This window comes from Rhodocyclus gracilis, assembly GCF_009617575.1.
Taxonomy (GTDB): domain Bacteria; phylum Pseudomonadota; class Gammaproteobacteria; order Burkholderiales; family Rhodocyclaceae; genus Rhodocyclus; species Rhodocyclus gracilis.
This window is the reverse complement of record NZ_WIXJ01000012.1, coordinates 1-18176: the sequence shown is the minus strand read 5'-3', so window position 1 is coordinate 18176 and position 18176 is coordinate 1. Positions and strand designations below refer to the sequence as shown.

Sequence of the window (18176 nt, the reverse complement as noted above, 5' to 3'; positions counted from 1 at the left end):
CCACGCGGGCGTCGCTGGACTGACTGGTGGTGCGGGAGTCTCTGGAGTCGGCGGGGGCGTTCATCGAAGACGGTAGAATGGCGGAAAGCGTGAGGGCCTGAGCCAGCGAGCCGGGCGGCGGCGATAGCTGTCGGCGCGGTTGGCGACGGCCGAATTCTTGCAGTGTGTTGTCGGCTGATTTTCGCACGTTCCCACGCCATTCCTTTTTCCTGCGTTCGCCGATGACCTTTTTCAGCACGGCCTTTCCTTCTTCTTTGTCCGGTATCGATGTCGTCTGGCTGCCGGTGGCGATGCTCTTGCCGCTGGCGGGCCTCGCGGCGGTGCTGCTCGACCGCGTCTTTGGCGAGCCGCCGCGCTTTCATCCGCTGGTGGGCTTCGGGGCGATTGCCGATGCGCTGGAGCGGCGCCTGAACCCGGCCGCAGGCGCTACCGCCGACGGGCACGGCGGGCGGGCGGCGACCGATCCGGCGGCGCGTCTGGCCGGCGCTGTGGCCTGGCTGCTGGCCGTGCTGCCCTGGGCGGCGCTGGCGGCCTGGCTCTGCGCGCCGGCGCAGCTTGGCCTCGTTGGCGATGTGCTGCTGCTGACGCTGGCGCTGGGCGGGCGCAGTCTCACCGAGCACGCGGCGCGGGTGGGGGCCGATCTGCTCGCCGGCGATCTGCCGGCCGCGCGTCGGCACGTCTCTTTTCTGGTTTCCCGCCAGACGGCGGAGCTGGACGAGGAAGGCGTGGCCCGTGCCTGTGTCGAGTCGACGCTGGAAAACGGCGCCGATGCGATCTTCGGTGCGCTTTTCTGGTTCGCCATGGCCGGCGGGGCCGGGGCCGTCTTTTACCGTCTGGCGAATACGCTCGATGCGATGTGGGGCTATCGCACGCCGCGACTGGGCGCCTTCGGGTTTGCCGCCGCCCGGCTGGACGACGCTCTCAACTACGTGCCGGCGCGTCTCGTTGCCTTTGCCTACGCGCTGTGCGGGCGCACGGCCACCGCCCTTCGTTGCTGGCGGCAGCAGGCGCCGCACTGGGATAGTCCGAATGCCGGTCCGGTGATGGCGGCCGGGGCCGGCGCGCTGGGACTCCGGCTGGGCGGCGCGGCGGTGTATCACGGCCATGTCGAGACGCGGCCGGTACTCGGTGCGGGGCAGGCGCCGGCCGGTGCGGACATCGTCCGCGCCCTGCATCTCGTGCGTCGTGCTCTGGCGCTGTGGTTGCTCGTCTGGCTGGCGCTGGCAGCACTGTGCGCCGTCCTCTTCTGAACGCGTTGGGCCGATCGTCTAGAATGGCGCACGTGCCGGCGCGCAGTGTGCCGGTGATTTTCTGGCTGGCCGGAGCGTTCGCGATTTCTTCGATCTTCCCTTCCGGGCGCGGTAGCGCCCATTTCCTGCGTGCCGCCGATGCTTGAGCACGGCGGACGCTTACGTCGGGCGGCGGCCGATTACGGCATTCCCCTCGCTGACTGGCTGGATCTGTCGACCGGCATCAACCCGCAGGGCTTTCCGGTGCCGGAGTTGCCGGCTGAATGCTGGCTGCGCCTGCCCGAAGACGATGACGATCTGGTGGCGATAGCCGCCGCCGCGTACGGCTGTTCGCAGCCCTTGCCCCTGCCCGGCTCGCAGGCGGCGATTCAGGCCTTGCCGGATGTGCTGCTGGCCGGTGCCGGCGAGGCCGTCGCCGCCGCAGTGCTGGCGCCCAGCTACGGCGAGCACGCGTATGCGTATCGGCACCACGGCGGCGGGCCGCAACGCGTTACCGCCGCCACGCTGGAAGACGCGGCAAGGCATGCGCGCGTGCTGGTGCTGTGCAATCCGAACAATCCCGACGCTACGACCTTTGCCCCGTCCCGCCTGCTGGCGGTCGCCGTCGAACTGGCGCGACACGGTGGCTGGCTGGTCGTCGACGAAGCCTTTGGCGATGCGACGCCGGAACTGTCGCTGGCGCGCAACGTCGACCAAGCAGGCGAGGGCGGCAACATCGTCGTTCTGCGCTCGCTCGGCAAGTTTTACGGTCTGGCCGGCGCGCGCGTCGGCTTCGCCCTGGCGCCGCCGCAGGTGCGCAGCGCGCTGGCCGAGCGCATCGGTCCGTGGCCGGTGTCAGGGCCGGCGCGGCACGTGGCGGCGGCAGCGCTGGCTGATCGGGCCTGGCAGGAAGCGACACGCCATCGTCTGGCGCACGATAGCGCCCGCCTCGCCGCGCTGCTGGCGCCGTGGGGACGCGTGGAGCGCTCGGCGCTGTTTTGCTGGCTGCCTTTCGCCGATGCCGCCGCCCTGCACGCCGCACTGGCGCAGCGAGGCGTGTTGACGCGCCTTTTCGACGCGCCGAGCGGCGTGCGTTTCGGCTTGCCCGGCACGCCCGCCGAGTGGGCGCGCCTGCAGTCCGTACTCGATGACGTGAGGGATCCATGTTGACGCAGAAAGTCCTGCCGCAAGCCCTACGGGCCGCTGCCCTCTGCGCGGCTCTGCTGGGGGCGCCCCTATTGGCTACGGCGGCAACGGCGGCGTCAGCCACCGCCCCGACCTCGTCCGCTTCTTCTGCCTCATCTCCGGCGGCGGCCATCGTCGTGCGCGACGATGCCGGCCAGATGCTGCATCTCGCGCAGCCGGCGCGCCGTATCGTCAGTCTGGCGCCGCACATCACCGAAACGCTCTACGCTGCGGGCGTGGGCGACCGCCTGGTGGGCACGGTCGATTACAGCGACTTCCCGGCGGCTGCCCGGCAGTTGCCGCATGTCGGCGGCTATTCGCGCATCGATGCCGAAGCCGTCGCCGCACTGAAGCCCGATCTCGTCATCGCCTGGCAGAGCGGCAACGCGCCGGCGCAGATCGAACGTTTGCGCGCGCTCGGCATTCCGGTCTTTCTCTCGCAGCCGAACCATATCGACGACGTGGCCAGCGCGCTTCAACGCTTTGGCGTTCTCGGCGGCGACGCAGCGGCCGGCGAGGCGGCGGCGGCGCGCTTTCGTGAGCGTCTGGCCAACCTGTCGGCCCGCTACCGGCAGCGTCCGCGCGTGCGTACCTTCTATCAGATATGGAAGCAGCCGCTGATGACCGTCGGCGGCCAGCAGATCATCAGCGATGTCATTCGCCTGTGCGGCGGCGAAAATGTCTTCGCCTCGCTGACGGCGATGGCGCCGACGGTGACGGTCGAAGGCGTTCTCGCCGCCAACCCGGAGGCGATTGTCGCCAGCGGCATGGACGCGGCGCGCCCCGAATGGCTCGACGACTGGCGACGCTGGCCGGCGCTTACCGCCGTGGCGCGCGATAATCTCTTTTATGTGCCGCCGGAGTTGATCCAGCGGCATACCCCGCGTTTGCTCGAGGGGGCCGAACGACTCTGTCAGGCACTCGAGACAGCGCGCGCGCGGCGTTGATGAAAACGCTGCCTTCTGCTGCTTCGCCAGCGAACCCTGCGGCGGCGCCGTTTGCCAGCGCTACCGCGCGCGGCGATACTGCCGCCCCCGCGGCACCGGGCGCCGTCTCGATGACGTGCGCCACCGCCTCGAAAGCACTGCCCGATTTCGGAGAAAACATGGAAAAAGACCTGCGCGCCGCCGCCCTCGAATATCACCAGTATCCGACGCCCGGCAAGATTTCCGTCCGCCCGACCAAGGGCCTGACCAACCAGCGCGACCTCGCGCTCGCCTATTCGCCTGGCGTTGCCGCCGCCTGTGACGCCATCGTCGACGACCCTGCGATGGCGAGCCTGTACACCTCGCGTGCCAACCTCGTCGGCGTTGTCACCAACGGTACGGCGGTGCTGGGTCTGGGCAACATCGGCCCGCTCGCTGCCAAACCGGTGATGGAAGGCAAGGGCTGCCTGTTCAAGAAATTCGCCGGCATCGACGTGTTCGACATCGAACTCGCCGAAAACGACCCGGACAAGCTGATCGACATGATCGCCGCGCTCGAGCCGACGCTCGGCGGCGTCAACCTCGAAGACATCAAGGCGCCCGAGTGCTTCTATATCGAACGCAAGCTGAAGGAACGGATGAAGATTCCGGTCTTTCACGATGACCAGCACGGCACCGCGATCATTTCGGCGGCGGCCTTGCTCAATGCGCTGTCGGTTGTCGGCAAGCGCATCGACGAGGTGCGCGTCGTCTGTTCTGGCGCTGGCGCAGCGGCGATCTCCTGTCTCGATCTGTGGTGCGATCTTGGCGTCTCGCGCGCCAACATCATCGTCTGCGACTCGAAGGGCGTCATCCATAAGGGCCGCGCCGACAAGCTCGACGATACCAAGGCGCGCTACGCGCGTGACACCGACGCGCGCACGCTCGCCGATGCCATCGTCGGCGCCGACGTTTTTCTCGGCCTCTCGGCCGCCGGCGTCCTGAAGCCGGAGATGGTCGCGGCGATGGCCGAACGGCCGATCGTCTTCGCGCTCGCCAATCCGACGCCGGAAATCATGCCCGACGAAGTGAAGGCGGTGCGCCCCGACGCAATCATCGCCACGGGGCGCTCGGACTTCCCCAACCAGGTCAATAACGTCCTGTGCTTTCCCTTTATTTTCCGGGGCGCGCTCGACGTTGGCGCGACGCGTATCACCGAGGAAATGAAGCTCGCCTGCGTGCGCGCCATTGCCGATCTGGCGCGCGCGGAGCTGGCCGACGAGGTGGCGATGGCCTATCAGGGGCACGACCTGTCCTTCGGGCCGGAGTACCTGATTCCCAAGCCCTTCGATCCGCGTCTCATCATGAAGATCGCGCCGGCCGTGGCACAGGCGGCGATCGACTCGGGCGTGGCGACGCGACCGATTGCCGATTTCGACGCCTACGCCGAGAAGCTCAAGGAATTCGTCTATCACACCGGCGTCGGCATGCGCGCCATCTTCGTCGCCGCCCGGCAGGGGGCGCAAAAGCGCGTGGTCTACGCGGAAGGCGAGGACGAACGGGTGTTGCGCGCGGCGCAGGTGGTGGTCGAAGAGCACCTGGCGCGGCCGATTCTCGTCGGTCGTCCGGCGGTCATCGAGGCGCGGCTGGCGAGCACGGGGCTGTCGATCCGTCCCGGCGTCGACTTTGATCTGATCAATCCGGAAAGCCACGACGCCTTCGCCGAATGCTGGCAGGACTATCACGCGCTGATGGTGCGCCGTGGCGTCTCGCCCGACATCGCACGCATGGAGCTGCGTCGCAACAACACGCTGATCGGCGCCATGCTGGTGCGTCTGGGCTACGCCGATGCGCTCATCTGCGGCGTGCGCGGCCAGTATCAGCAGCATCTGGCGGTGGTCACCGACGTCATCGGCAAGCGCCCCGGCGTCAACGTGCTGGCGGCGATGAACTACCTGATGCTGACCGGTCGTTCGCTCTTCCTGTGCGACACGCACGTCAATGAAAACCCGTCCGCCGAGGAGATCGCCGAAATGACGCTGCTCGCCGCCGAGGCGATCCAGCGCTTTGGCATCGTGCCGAAAGCGGCGCTGCTGTCGCACTCGAACTTCGGCTCGTCGACCTCGCCGTCGGCGCTGAAGATGAGTCGTGCGGCGGCAATGTTGCCGGTGCTTTCCGGTGGCGAACTCGAAGTCGACGGCGAAATGCACGGCGATTCGGCCCTGTCGGAGGATATCCGGCGTACTGCCAATCCCGCCTCGACGCTGCGTGGCGAAGCCAATCTTCTCGTCATGCCGAACGTCGACGCCGCCAACATTTCCTACAACCTCCTGAAGATGACGGGCGGTGAAGGCATCACCATCGGCCCGATCCTGCTCGGCACGGCGCGGCCGGTGCATGTGCTCACCTCGACGGCGACGGTTCGCCGCCTGGTCAACATGACCGCCATCGCCGTCGTCGATGCGCAGAAGAAGTAGGCGCGCATGAACCTCTGGGTGGATGCCGACGCGTGTCCGGTGGTGATCAAGGAGATTCTCTTTCGCGCTGCCGAACGCACGGGGATCGCGACGACGCTGGTGGCGAACCAGACCTTGCGCATTCCGCCCTCGCGCAACATCCGCATGGTGCAGGTGCCTTCCGGCTTCGACGTGGCCGATAACGAGATCGTCAAGCGGGTGGCGGCGGGCGATCTCGTCATCACCGCCGACATCCCGCTGGCCGCCGACGTCATTGCCAAAGGCGCGCACGCGCTGACGCCGCGCGGCGAGCTATTTTCTGCCGAAAACATCAAGGCCGCGCTGAACATGCGCGATTTCATGGATACACTGCGTGCCAGCGGCGTCCAGACCGGCGGGCCGGCGGCCTTGAGTCAGGGCGACCGCAAGACTTTCGCCAGCCAACTCGATAAATTTCTGGCGCGACATGCCGGAAAAGCCTGAAAGAACACCAACGTGTCAGCGACAATGACGTACGAAAACTATCTCGACGAAGTCACCACGCTCATTACCGAGAAGTACGAGCTTGGCGACGAGGTCGCCATCGCCATGGTGATGCGCGCGCAGGACGACGAGTTTTTCGTCGCCCACGACGACGATGCCGCCTTGCGCACCCTCGATCAGGCGCACCGCGACGCCAAGACCATCTTCACGAAATACCCGCCGGCGGCTTGATCGCCGCTTCCGGCATGTAGCCCGCATGCACTTTGCATGTCTCCCCGTCCCTGCGGCGATTTAAGGAAAAATCTTGGCCAAGCCCAATTATTCGTTCGAAAAGCGCCAGCGCGAGCTGGCAAAGAAGAGCAAGCAGGAAGAAAAACGCCGCCAGAAGCTGGCTGAGAAAGCAGCCAGCGAAGGCGGCGTCGAGACTGGCGCCGAGGGCGCGGAAGACTCTGCCGCTGCGGGGCAGCCGGATCACGGCACGACGGGCGCCTGAGCGCCGCGGCGAACGCTCGCTGGGCGGCCTAGCGGCGCGGCCACGATCCCGCGGCTAGCCTCAGGCCGTTGTCAGGCCTTGGCCGGCCCCGGCGTGGCGGTGCGTGGCTTGGCGAGCCAGATGATCGCCAGGAGCGACAGGAAGAGAAAGCCCGACACCCAGAAGTACTCGTTCGCCGCGATCATCGACGCCTGATTGTTCACCAGCCGGTCGAGGTTGCCGAGCGTTTGGTCCGGGCTCAGCCCCGCGCTGGCGAGGCTGTCGCGCGCTTGCGTCGCCAGCGGATCGTAGGGCGTCAGGTGTTCGACCAGCTGCGTGTGGTGCAGGGTCGTCCGGTTTTCCCAGGCGGTCGTGGCGATTGAGGTGCCGAAGGCACCGGCGGTGATACGGCAGAAATTCGACAGCCCCGACGCCGCCGGGATGCTCTGTGGCGGCAATCCGGCGAGCAGGATCGAGGTCAGTGGCAGGAAGAGCGTCGCCATGCCGGCGCCCAGAATCAGCTGCGGCAGCACCAGCGTCCACGTGTCGGCGCCGGTGGTGAAATCGGCGCGCAGGAACGAGACGCCGGCGAGGATGACGAAAGACAGGCTGGCAATGGCGCGCGGGTCGACTTTCGCCAGCGACTTGCCGATGATCGGCGAGAGCAGCAGGGCGAGGATGCCGACCGGCGCCGTCACCAGCCCGGCGAGCGTCGCCGTGTAGCCCATCTGCGTTTGCAGCCACATCGGAATGATGACGATGCCGCCGAAGAAGAGGCCATAGGCGAGGCTCAAGGTCATCGTGCCGGTAACGAAGTTACGCCGCCGGAACAAGGAGAGATCGACCACCGGATGTTCCTCGGTCAGCTCCCAGACAAGGAAGACGACAAAGGCGATCAGCGCCGTGACGCCGAGCGCGATGATCTCCCACGAGTTGAACCAGTCGAGCTCCTTGCCCTTGTCGAGCATGATCTGCAAGGCACCGACCCAGAGCACGAGCAGGACGAGGCCAAGGCGGTCGATCGGCACGATGCGCGTTGCCGTCTCGCGCGGCCGGTAGATGCGCCAGGTCGCCCAGGCGGCAAGCAGGCCGACCGGGATGTTGATGTAGAAAATCCACGGCCAGGAGAGGTTGTCCGACAGCCAGCCGCCAAGGATCGGCCCGACCACCGGCGCCACCATCGTCGTCATCGACCATAGCGCCAGCGCGATGCCGCTTTTGGTCGGCGGATACGACGAGAGCAGCAGCGCCTGCGAGAGCGGGATCATCGGCCCGGCGACGGCGCCCTGCACGATGCGGAAGGCGATCAGCATCTCGAGGTTTGGCGCCAGGCCGCACAACAGGGAAGCCAGCACGAAGAGCAGCACCGAGGTAACGAACAGGCGCACTTGCCCAAAGCGCTGCGTCAGCCAGCCGGTCAGCGGCACGGCGATGGCGTTGGCGACGGCGAAGGAGGTGATCACCCAGGTGCCTTGCGACGGCGCCACGCCAAGATCGCCGGCGATGGCCGGCAGGGAGACGTTGGCAATCGTCGTGTCGAGCACGTTCATGAAGGTCGCCAGCGACAGGGCCAGCGTGCCGAGAACCAGCGAGCCGCCCTGCAAGGGTTGCAGCGCGCGTGGCGCGCCAGCGCTGGCCTGCGTCACCGCTTTGCCTTGCCGAGATTGGCGCCGATGATGCGCGCGATGCGTTCGTCCGCTTCCTTGTCTTCGCCGCCGAAGGCGCGCGTTTCGTAGGCGGTTTCGGTGCGCGGCGCGGTGCCGAGGACCGGGCCGGAGGCGTCATCGACGTCGACTTCGGCCTCGACCGAGAGACCGACGCGCAGTGGGTGTTCGGCAAGTTCCGTAGCGTCGAGGGCGATGCGCACCGGCAGACGCTGCACGACCTTGATCCAGTTGCCCGTCGCGTTCTGCGCCGGCAGCAGCGAGAAGACGCCGCCCGTGCCGGCGCCCAGGCCGACCACCTTGCCGTGATACTCGACGCTGTGCCCGTAAATGTCGGCGAAGAGTTTCACCGGCTGGCCGATGCGCATGCGCGACAGCTGGCTTTCCTTGAAATTGGCGTCGACCCACAGACCGTTGAGCGGCACGATGGCCATCAGTGGCGCGCCGGGCTGGATGCGCTGGCCGACCTGCACGCTGCGCTTGGCGACGTAGCCGGTCACCGGGGCCGGCAGCATGGCGCGGGTGTAGGCGAGATGCGCTTCGCGCACGCGGGCGGCGGCCTTTTCGACACGCGGATGCTGTTCCGGCGTCGTTCCTTCGGTCAGCGCTTCGGCGGCGGCGAGTTGTTCGCGGGCGGCGGCCAGCGCGGCGTCGGCGCTGTGCGCGGCGGCAACGGCGTGGTCGATGTCTTCGGTGGCGAGCGCGCCGCTGTCGGCGACGGACTGGCGACGCTTGAGGTCGTCGCTGGCGCGCTGCTGTTCGGCGGCACGCAGGCTCACCTGCGCGGCGGCGGCGTCGCGGCTGGCGTAGAGGTTGCGCACCTGCCGCACTTCATGTGCCAGATCGGCTTCCGCTTCGGCGAGGGCGAGGCGGGCGTCGGCGGGGTCGAGCATGACCAGCGGCTGGCCGGCTTCGACGTAGTCGGTGTCGTCGGCCTTGATCGCCAGCACGGTGCCGGAGATTTGCGGCGTTACCTGCACCAGATTGCCGCCGACGTAGGCGTTGTCGGTGTGTTCGTGAAAGCGGCTGACCAGCGCCCACCACAGCCCGTACGCCACCGCCGCGAGGACGATGACGGCGGCGGCCGCGCTGAGGAGTTGTCGTCGCCGGGGATTGCCGGCCGAGGCTTGCGTCGTGTCGATGGCGTCGCTCATTGTGCTGCGCTCACGGGAGCGCCCTCCTGTGTGTGGGTTTGCGGCGCGGCGTCATAGCCGCCGCCCAGTGCCTTGATCAAGGCGATGCGCGACGTCAGGCGGCGCGTGTCGATATCGGTCAGCGTGCGCTGCCGTGCCAGCCAGACGTCGTCGCTGGCGAGCGTGGTCAGTTCGCTGGCGAGTCCGGCGGTAAAGCGCGTCTGCGCCAGCGTTCGCGCGCTGCCCGCTTGCACCAGCGCCAGCCGCGCCTCCTGCGCCTGCGCGGCGAGTGCGTTCAGACTGGCGACCTGATCGGCGACATCGCGCACGGCGTCAAGCAAGGACTGGTTGTACTGCTCGATGGCCAGATCGAGATCGGCATTCGCTCCGCCCAGATTGGCGCGCCGCCGGCCGCCGTCGAAGAGCGGCAGATTCAGCGCCGGGCCGATGCCGGCAATGCCACTGCCGGATTTCAGAAGTTGCCCAAGGCCGATGCTCGAATAGCCGGTGAAGGCCGTCAGGTTGACGTTCGGGTAGAACTCGGCGCGCGCGGCGCCGACATTGCCGCGCGCCGCTTCGACGCGCCAGCGGGCGGCGACGAGATCGGGGCGCCGCCCCAGCAAGTCGGCCGGCAGGACGGTTGGCACGCCATCGTCGGCCTGTGCTTGCAGCTGCGGACGCGGCAGCGTCGCCGCGAAATCGGGGCCGCGCCCGAGCAGCGCGGCGAGCTGGTGTCTTTGCAGGGCGAGCTGTTCGCGCAGCGCCAGCCGCTCCTGACGGGCGCTGGCGGCGGTACTGCGCGCGCTGTTGGCTTCGCCGCGCGGCGAGAGGCCCGCTGCCAGCAGTTGCTGGATCAGGGCCTGCTGGCGTTCGCGCTGCTTGACCTGGGCATCGGCGATGTCGAGCAGGCGGTAGCTGCGATCGAGCTGCGACCAGGCGTCGACGACGGCGGCGATGAGCACTTGGCGCGCGCTTTCGCGCTCGGCCTCGGCGGCGCGCGTCTGCGAGACGGCGGCGGCGATGTACTGGCGATTGCGCCCCCAGAAATCGAAGTCGTAGGCGAAGTCGAGCGTCAGTTGGCCGCTTTCGCGCACCGTGCCGGCGACCGGCGGCGGGATCATGCCATTGGCGGTATAGCGTTGCCGGCTAGCCTGCGCGTTGAGCGAAACGTCGGCGAAGCGCCGTGCATCCGCGCTGTCGGCGAGCGCGCGCGCCTTGGCAAGGCGCGCTTCGGCGACGTGTAGCGAGGGGCTGTCGGCCAGCGCCATGTCGATCAGGCGGTCAAGTTGCGCGTCACCGAGCGCCGCCCACCAGCGGTCCTGCGGCCAGGGCGCCTTGCCCTGGCTGAGTTGCCGGGCCAGCGGTTGAGCGTCGGTGAGCGTGGCGTGCGAGGCGCTATCGCCGGGTGTGGCACAGGCGGCGAGCAGTAGGGCGGGCAACAGCGCCAGCAGGGCGGGCAGCGTCGGGGCCCGTCCGTCGCGGCGCAGGCGGGAGGGGGGGCGTGATCGGGGGCGTGCGGGTATCCGGGGCATCGGGGTGCGTCGCTCGGAAAATGGGGGGAGAACTTTACACCGTATCTTTACGCGGGATAAGCTCGTAGTTTCGGGATTTATTGTTTCAAATAATGAACAATGAGCAGTGATCTCAATCAATTGCTCGTCTTCGCCAAGGTCGTCGAGCAGGGGAGTTTCATCGGTGCCGCGCGGGCATTGGCGTTGCCCAAGACGACCATCAGCCGCAAGGTGCAGGAACTCGAAGAACGGCTCGGCACGCGGCTGCTGCAACGCACGACGCGACGCGTTTCGCTGACCGAGGCCGGTGCCATCTATTACGAATACTGCGGCCGCATCGTTCAGGAACTGGAAGACGCCGACAAGGCCGTCGGCCGCGTCCAGGAGGAGCCGCGCGGCGTCTTGCGCGTGTCGGCTTCGTTTTCCTTCGGCATGAGCACGCTGGTGCCGATCGTTCCCGAATTCATGGCCCGTTACCCTGACATCCAGTTGTCGCTGGAGTTGCGTAACGACGTTGTCGACCTCGTTGCCGAGGGCTTCGATCTGGCGATTCTCATCGGGCCGGTGAGCGATTCGTCCAACGTCATGCGTCGTCTTGGCGAAAGCCGCATGCGCCTCTTCGCGACGCCGGAGTATCTGCGTCAATACGGCAGCCCGGCGACGCCGGATGAGTTGACGCGCTTGCCGACGCTGACGCACATGCGCTTCAAGCAGCACGGGCGCTTTCTCTGGCCGCTGCGCAACGGCAGCGAGGCGCGCGACATCTACCCGACGCCCCGTCTGGTGGCCAACGATCCGGGCGTTCTGCGTTTTGCGACGCTGGCGGGGCTCGGCATCGGCCTGTTGCCGGAGTTGCTGACGCGCCACGAGATCGACAGCGGCCGGCTGGTGCCGGTTTTGCCCGATTGGGAAGCGCCACGGGTCGAGTTTGGCGCCGTCTATCCCAGCCGTCGCGGTTTGCCGCCGAAGGTGCGGGTTTTCATTGATTTCATTGTCGAGCGGCTGGCGCTGTTTCCGGGGCGTTCTGGCGACGCGGCCTAGCATTGCCGTTTTTAGGGGGGGGGCGTGCGTCCGGCGCGGGCAGGCGAGAGCGTATGAGCCGGCGTGAGGGGGCAAGGGTCGGCCACGCTAGGGGGCTGGGGCGCGTGTCCTGAGCCGCTCTGCTGGCGGGGCTATAATCCGCCTCCGACGCGGACCGGCCCGGCGCCGCTGCCGGCCAGTTTGCCCCCGCGCCAAGGTGCCGGCCGCTGTGTCTGCACCTTCTTCCTCAGGAGTTTTTCCCCATGTGGTTCAAGAATCTGCAGATTTTCCGCCTGTCGACCGATGCGCCGCTCTCCGCCGCCGTGGTTGCCGAGCAGCTGGCGCAACGCCCGCTCAATGCCTGCTCGGCGCTCGACGCGCAGAGCTTCGGCTTTACCCCGCCGCGCGACGGCGGTGATCTGGTGCATGTCGTCAACGGCCAGTGGCTGCTGGCGCTTGGCGTTGAACAGAAGCTCCTGCCCGGTTCCGTGGTGACGCAGTTCGCCAAGGACCGGGCGCGCGAGATCGCCGAAAACGAAGGCCGCAAGGTCGGCCGCAAGGAAATGCGCGAGATGAAGGAGCGCATCACCGAAGAACTGCTGCCGCGCGCCTTCGTGCGTCGCCGCACGACCTTTGCCTGGATCGACCCGAAAAATGGCTGGCTGGTCGTCGATGCCTCGGCGCCGGCCAAGGCGGAGGAATTCCTCGAAGCGCTGCACAAGACGCTCGAAGCGCTGCCGGTCAAACCCCTGCGTCTGGCGCGTTCGCCGGTGGCGGCGATGACGGGCTGGGTGGCAGGCAACGAGGCGCCGGCGGGCTTTTCGATCGATCAGGATCTCGAATTGCGCTCGCCGGAGAAAGCCACCGTGCGCTACGCGCGGCACAGCCTCGATGGCGACGAGATTCGCGCGCACATCGCCAACGGCAAGACGGTGACGCGTCTGGGCATGACCTGGAACGACCGCATTTCCTTCCAGTTTGGCGAATCCGGCGCCATCAAGCGCCTCGCCTTCCTTGATGTGCTGAAGGACGAGAACGAGACCGACGCCGCCAACGATGACGAGCGCTTCGACCTCGACTTCGCGTTGATGAGCGGCGAACTGGCGCGTCTGCTGGACGACGTGATCGAAGCGGTCGGTGGCGAGGTGGTGGGCGAGACGATGAGCGCTGCGGTAGCAACGCAAGAGGGCGCCGGCAAAGTGGCGTAAGGACGCGCTGAAAGCGCCGGACGGGAGGGCAGCAGATGGACGGGTTTGTACTGAAAAAACTGATCAGCGCACTCATCCTGCCGCCCGTCGGGCCGCTTCTCCTGCTGGCGCTGGGGCTCTGGCTGATCGGCCGCCGCCGGCCCCGGCCGCGCCTGATCGGCTGGTTACTGGCGTGGGCAGGCGTCCTGTCGTTGTTTGCACTATCGCTGCCGGGAGTCGCTGTGTGGCTCAGTGGTGGCCTGTCGCCGCCGTCGCCCACGCGTGAGGAAGCGCGACGCGCGCAGGCAATCGTCGTTCTCGGCGGGGGCGTGCGGCGCCGTGCGGAGGAGTTTGGCGGCACCGATGTGCTCGGCGAGAGCACGCTGGTGCGCCTGCGCTACGGCGCCTATCTGCATCGCCAGACCGGCCTGCCGATTCTCGTCAGCGGCGGCGCGCCGGAAGGCGGCGATGCCGAGGCGCAAGTCATGGCGCGCACCTTGCGCGACGATTACGGCCTGTCGGCGCGCTGGATCGAGGATCAGTCGTTAGATACCCGCGGCAATGCTGAACGCTCGGCCGTGCTACTCGCCGAATCGGGTATCGCAAGGGTGTTGCTGGTGAGTGAGCGCTATCACATGCGCCGCGCCAGCGCCGAATTCGAACGCGCCGGCCTCACGGTTATCGCCGCGCCAACGGGCGCCGCGAGTGACGAGACGGGAGCCTTCATCACCCGTCTGCCGTCGGCACACGCCTTCCATCGCAGTGAGCAGGCGCTCAAGGAATGGCTTGGCATTGCGGTGATGCGTCTGGCGCAAGGCGCGCGCTAAAGAAGCCCGATCGTCGCCTGGCGTTGCTGGATGCGTGGAGACCTTGGACTTCGGTGGCTTAGCAATCATCGCAATGCCGGCGTAGTGGCTACGATTTAGCTACGTTTGGCTGCGGTGCCCTGAAAATGAAAACGGCTTCCATCGCTGGAAGCCGTTTTCATTTTTGGTGGGGCGTGAGTGATTCGAACACTCGACCTACGGATTAAGAGTCCGTCGCGCAAATCGTAATGCCTTGAAATACAAAAGTAATCCATACTAGTTGGCAAAACATAGAAGAACAATTAGATCAGCAGGTTAGCGCACTTTTTCGACGGCAGACGAAGCTGGCGGCTGTACCTCTGCTGCACCTCGAAACATGCCAAGGGAGGTGTTTTTCGGTCTTCGAGTGAAGGCGTTTGGCGATTGCTTCAGTCGGTGTTAATCCCTCGCGAGAGCGTGTGGGGAGTGCAGGTGACCTCTACCGCGCGTCCGAAAAACCGCAATCTGTTCGTGCCAAAGGTCGTTAAAAACGAGCTGGCCGTCGTGCTCCTTCGTAGTCAGTGCATTGCCTTTGCCAAGGAGCTCGCCATCGTTGTCGCTGGTCATGAACTCGGCGTCCTCAATAGCGGCTGCAAACTCCCTACGCTAGCAAAGCGCCACTTGTTGCGGTCCTAGAGACCTCCCTGGGCAGCACGACGCCCAGCCAAGCGTGCGCCGAACATCCTCTGCGCATCGCCGCCGACAGTGCGCACTAAGTCGGTAACGAACGCGCCTTAGAGCAAAGCCAGAGACGTCCGCACGCGCCTTGGCAACTTCCGCGTATAGAGGTGATGACTCCGCTCACAATCAATTCGCAGCGCACGATCACGTTGAGCGATGCCGGATGGACATCCATTAACCAGCTATCTACTTCCACGCCACTTTAACGACGGGGGGGCACGGGTTTTGTTCGTCTGGTTACGCCAACAAAAACGGGCCGGAGGTCGGTTCCGGCCCGTGTCGGCGGCTAAATTTGGCTTCCCGTCCTTAGAGGACGCTTCTTTCCGTCCTTCTTGTCCCGGTGGGACGCGGAGAAATCATTTTTTTTTAAAATATGGCTCGATGGTGATCCGAATATGCAAGTCACCGTCGACGGCACCTTTTGGTGCGACTGCTGATGGAGTTGCGGTGGCGAGAATCGATCTCAATTGCGCCCTCAGGGCGGTTTTATCTGTCACTAGACGTCTCCCTATCAGACCGGTGCGACCAACGGCAGTCGCTCCTAGGCTCACAAGAGAAATGTTACCGGACGGCAAGCGAATTTCAAGTGGTCAAACCCAGTACGGTGGCCGCATTTGGCTTGATCTGAGCCGCCTCTCCGTCGGCCAGTTTGATGAGCAGATCGATGGCGCTCTCGAATTTGTCGAGCGGTAGCAGGCGCCCTTGCTCGATTTGCCATTCTTGGATGGCCTCGACCGCCGCGCGATAGGCGAGATCAGTGTATGCGCTTGCTGGATGGCTGGTTAGCAAGCTCAGTTCGGCGCGCGTTTTCGGCGGGCGTCCCGTAGTAAGCCAGTCGATAGTGACCCCGTCGACGTTAGCGATAGCAACGAGCTTCTCGAACCCAGGAAGCTTCTCCCCTCGCAGGTAGGCGCCAAGCAAGCTATCTGAGAAGCCGCACTCTCTGGCGAACCAGACGTTCTTGCGCTCTCCGATGAGTTCCCTGAGGCGCTCCTTGAATAGTTCTGACTCTGTTGAGCAAATCGGAACCGCGCGAGCGTCCAAATCGGAACCGCTCCGTTTCTTCGAAAGCCTGGTTTTTACGCGGGGGACAGCCATGATCAGCTCAGTTCAGCAAAAGAACGAATTAATGCGCTCAAAAGTTGTTGCACATTCGCACAATTGAGCGATAATTCACACCGTCAACACGTAGCGCAAGGAAGGTTAGGTGACGCTAGGCGGTTGATTCGCGCGATACGGTTACACACCCAATCCCCCCCAAAAAAAGGAGATGTCTCATGGAAACAGAAGCAATTACTACGGCTGACAGGCTGGTCAAAACATATGGGCTGCTGATGACGATTGCGGACGTCTCGCAGGTATTTAAGCGGTCACCTGCGGCGCTACGACAGTCGATCGCGCGGTGCGACGGCATCGGCGGCGACCTCGTCCATAGCAAATTTCGGAGAGGTCGGCGCGTCTACTTCCGGTCGGTCGACGTGGCAAAAATAATCGACGGTGATCCCTCGTGACGCTGAACAAGGTGCACGCGAATCGGCGGCAACCGATTCGCGTGCGGCACGACAACAAAGCCCGCGAAGGCCAACTAATTGAGGTGCACCGTGAATGATATAGCACGCAGACAACAACGCAACGCCGCATTACGTTACGTGGTAGCTGCCGGTGTCGATATGCCCGCGATTACTGCGCTCCGGCGCGATACAGGCGCAGACACCGACGATGTAATCGCCGAGATATGGATACAGCTGCAAGCACCGGCTTGCGCCCGCGCAGCCAGTCGAGCCGCATGGGCTGTCGCCGCTGCCCGTGCGGTCCTCCGGCGCGAGCACGCGCCGACTGCACCGATCAGCCTCGACGACGACGAGGCAGGCCTGCACGAGACACTCGCTGCCAAGATGCCAGACGAGCCTACTCCGCTGCCTCGCGCCGAGCTGGTCCGCGAGCTTGCTGTGCGGCTGGGCGTCGGGGTTCGGCGCGCGCAACAGCGAGTCAAGAGTCTTGCGTCCGCCCCAGCGGCGGGGCAGGGCGATCTTTTCGGGGGGCGCGCCAATGGCTAGCGCACGCCTCATCCCCTCGAATCTGATGAGCGGCCCCCGGATCCGCTCGCTTGTGCCCGATTACAAGTTACTGATCTATCATTTATGGGCGACCGCCGCCGAGGATTGCGGGGCGTGGCTGCTGCCGCTCGACGCCGTCGCAGCGGAAACAAACCTCAGCGCAATCGCAGTTGCAGACGCAATCAAAGAATTCGAGAAGCGCGAATTGATTGCATTTGACGACGAAACTGGAGAAGTGTTTATATGCGATTGGTATCGCTGGCACAAGTTCGATTCGGCGATGCGGCAGAGCATGTTGCGCAGGTCAATCGCGAGGATAAGATCGCTGCGATTGACTCGTCTCGTCAAAAAGGCCGCCGCTTTTGTTGACGAATCATATGCTTGCAAGACAAAGCAAAAGAAACAAAAAGAAACAAAAGAAAAGGAAAATAAAAGAGTAGCTGACGACGCGGCTGCGTCAGCATTCCGCTGCTCTACTCTATTTGGCGCTGAGTTGTCGCGGGTGCTTGAGCTTGCATCGGGAACCGCAAATGCAGATCGACATCGCGACAATGCAGCGCTCGCCGAAGCGCGCGCGCTCGCCGAAAAACTGAATCTGGCTGACGATGAGGCGGCTCGCGCCGTGGAATCCTGCCGATACCCGTCGGAGCTAGCCACCGCGCTAACCGACGCGGCGGCAAAAAAGCGCAGAAAGGCATCAATGTCGCGTCTGATAGACGCGCGAAGTCAACGCCCCCGGCTTGACCCGTCAGCCGTACGCGACGGCGCAACCGTTCTCGGTCCGCACCCCAAAACCGGCAATTGGCCGATGGCTACGTAGCGGGCAAAAACGCCGCTGGATGACCCAGCGGCGTTTTTTTTATTGCTATCGCCAATCCTGTCTTTTCCGTTTCTACGCCACATCTTCGTTCTTTTGCGTCGGGCGACGACGGCGCGATTTCATGGCGTTTTCCCGCTTTTTCTCTTCAAGTAGCTGTTCGAGCAACTGGTTCGTTTTATCTTGACGCGTACCAACCACAACAGAAGTGTCTCCAACAATGTTTATGATAGAAAAGGACAAGAATGCGATGAGCGCGCTATATCCTAAAACAGCGTCAGGAACATTTACTGCGTATTTAGCGCAGAAAACTATAACAAATTGAAAGCACCCAATGAAGATGAAAAATCCGATACCGACCTTGCCTTGCTGCTTTTTCATATTCGCGTCCATTTACGCGACTTCCGTTGTCGGCGTTTTTTGGAGGGGTATGCAGCCTTGGTGTTGGGGGCTGTGACCTGCCTGAATTCTTCGGACCACTTATTCCTGGAGAACGGCCTCCGGTTGGGTGGTTGATAAACGGGCTTTTTT

Annotated in this window: 19 protein-coding genes; 13 read left to right on the top strand and 6 right to left on the bottom strand. The window is 65.0% G+C overall.

The window, feature by feature from the left end; translation table 11 throughout:
- The first annotated feature begins 221 nt into the window (after positions 1–221).
- The 8 genes from cbiB to GHK24_RS12260 all read left to right on the top strand — a co-directional run bounded on the left by cbiB (position 222) and on the right by GHK24_RS12260 (position 6751).
- Positions 222–1250 carry an adenosylcobinamide-phosphate synthase CbiB gene (gene cbiB / locus GHK24_RS12290; RefSeq protein ID WP_228384688.1) on the top strand — a complete coding sequence of 343 codons (1029 nt, stop codon included), beginning with the start codon at positions 222–224 and terminating at the stop codon, positions 1248–1250.
- Positions 1251–1273: 23 nt separating this feature from the next.
- The gene (locus GHK24_RS13840; protein WP_277986422.1) at positions 1274–1396 is read left to right on the top strand and encodes a hypothetical protein; all 123 of its coding nucleotides are present in this window, start codon (positions 1274–1276) and stop codon (positions 1394–1396) included.
- Positions 1389–2399, top strand: a complete 1011-nt coding sequence (gene cobD / locus GHK24_RS12285; protein WP_153473179.1) for a threonine-phosphate decarboxylase CobD — start codon at positions 1389–1391, stop codon at positions 2397–2399. Before GHK24_RS13840 ends, cobD begins: the two co-directional genes overlap by 8 nt.
- On the top strand, positions 2393–3361 hold the full coding sequence (locus tag GHK24_RS12280) for a cobalamin-binding protein (protein WP_153473178.1): 969 nt from the start codon (positions 2393–2395) through the stop codon (positions 3359–3361). Before cobD ends, GHK24_RS12280 begins: the two co-directional genes overlap by 7 nt.
- A 158-nt stretch (positions 3362–3519) precedes the next feature.
- Positions 3520–5796, top strand: a complete 2277-nt coding sequence (locus GHK24_RS12275; protein WP_153473177.1) for an NADP-dependent malic enzyme — start codon at positions 3520–3522, stop codon at positions 5794–5796.
- Between the two features lie 6 nt (positions 5797–5802).
- Positions 5803–6258 (top strand): YaiI/YqxD family protein, encoded by a 456-nt coding sequence (locus tag GHK24_RS12270; protein ID WP_153473176.1) that lies wholly within the window; start codon positions 5803–5805, stop codon positions 6256–6258.
- Positions 6259–6282: 24 nt separating this feature from the next.
- Positions 6283–6489: a hypothetical protein gene (locus GHK24_RS12265; protein ID WP_153473175.1), complete on the top strand. Its 207-nt coding sequence runs from the start codon at positions 6283–6285 to the stop codon at positions 6487–6489.
- 73 nt (positions 6490–6562) lie between these two features.
- Entirely contained in the window at positions 6563–6751 is a 189-nt protein-coding gene (locus GHK24_RS12260) for a hypothetical protein (RefSeq protein WP_153473174.1), read from the top strand.
- Between the two features lie 71 nt (positions 6752–6822).
- On the opposite strand, the gene GHK24_RS12255 is transcribed toward GHK24_RS12260, so the two are convergent.
- The 3 genes from GHK24_RS12255 to GHK24_RS12245 are packed head-to-tail and all read right to left on the bottom strand — an operon-like array spanning position 6823 to position 10966.
- Positions 6823–8376, bottom strand: a complete 1554-nt coding sequence (locus tag GHK24_RS12255; RefSeq protein WP_340666183.1) for a DHA2 family efflux MFS transporter permease subunit — start codon at positions 8374–8376, stop codon at positions 6823–6825.
- Complete coding sequence (locus GHK24_RS12250) at positions 8373–9548, bottom strand: HlyD/EmrA/EmrK family protein (protein WP_153473173.1); 1176 nt, start codon at positions 9546–9548, stop codon at positions 8373–8375. Before GHK24_RS12250 ends, GHK24_RS12255 begins: the two co-directional genes overlap by 4 nt.
- Positions 9545–10966 carry an efflux transporter outer membrane subunit gene (locus GHK24_RS12245; protein WP_194286423.1) on the bottom strand — a complete coding sequence of 474 codons (1422 nt, stop codon included), beginning with the start codon at positions 10964–10966 and terminating at the stop codon, positions 9545–9547. The genes GHK24_RS12250 and GHK24_RS12245 overlap by 4 nt, the downstream gene beginning before the upstream one ends.
- Positions 10967–11158: 192 nt before the next feature.
- On the opposite strand from GHK24_RS12245, the gene GHK24_RS12240 reads away from it, so the two are divergent.
- From GHK24_RS12240 to GHK24_RS12230, 3 genes are all read left to right on the top strand, one after another.
- Entirely contained in the window at positions 11159–12079 is a 921-nt protein-coding gene (locus GHK24_RS12240) for a LysR family transcriptional regulator (RefSeq protein ID WP_153473171.1), read from the top strand.
- A gap of 242 nt (positions 12080–12321) precedes the next feature.
- Positions 12322–13266, top strand: a complete 945-nt coding sequence (locus tag GHK24_RS12235) for a recombination-associated protein RdgC (RefSeq protein WP_153473170.1) — start codon at positions 12322–12324, stop codon at positions 13264–13266.
- 35 nt (positions 13267–13301) lie between these two features.
- Positions 13302–14072 (top strand): YdcF family protein, encoded by a 771-nt coding sequence (locus GHK24_RS12230; RefSeq protein ID WP_153473169.1) that lies wholly within the window; start codon positions 13302–13304, stop codon positions 14070–14072.
- Between the two features lie 1281 nt (positions 14073–15353).
- On the opposite strand, the gene GHK24_RS12225 is transcribed toward GHK24_RS12230, so the two are convergent.
- Positions 15354–15869 carry a helix-turn-helix domain-containing protein gene (locus GHK24_RS12225; RefSeq protein ID WP_153473168.1) on the bottom strand — a complete coding sequence of 172 codons (516 nt, stop codon included), beginning with the start codon at positions 15867–15869 and terminating at the stop codon, positions 15354–15356.
- A 179-nt stretch (positions 15870–16048) separates the two neighbouring features.
- On the opposite strand from GHK24_RS12225, the gene GHK24_RS12220 reads away from it, so the two are divergent.
- Positions 16049–16282, top strand: coding sequence for a DNA-binding protein (locus GHK24_RS12220; protein ID WP_153473167.1), 234 nt, complete (start codon positions 16049–16051; stop codon positions 16280–16282).
- Between the two features lie 129 nt (positions 16283–16411).
- Here GHK24_RS12220 and GHK24_RS12215 read toward each other — a convergent pair whose 3' ends face one another.
- On the bottom strand, positions 16412–16840 hold the full coding sequence (locus tag GHK24_RS12215; protein ID WP_153473166.1) for a hypothetical protein: 429 nt from the start codon (positions 16838–16840) through the stop codon (positions 16412–16414).
- Between the two features lie 13 nt (positions 16841–16853).
- On the opposite strand from GHK24_RS12215, the gene GHK24_RS12210 reads away from it, so the two are divergent.
- A complete protein-coding gene (locus GHK24_RS12210) occupies positions 16854–17648 on the top strand; it encodes a hypothetical protein (RefSeq protein ID WP_153473165.1) in 795 nt (264 codons plus the stop codon).
- A 72-nt stretch (positions 17649–17720) separates the two neighbouring features.
- Here GHK24_RS12210 and GHK24_RS12205 read toward each other — a convergent pair whose 3' ends face one another.
- Complete coding sequence (locus GHK24_RS12205; RefSeq protein WP_153473164.1) at positions 17721–18026, bottom strand: hypothetical protein; 306 nt, start codon at positions 18024–18026, stop codon at positions 17721–17723.
- Positions 18027–18176: the final 150 nt, after the last annotated feature.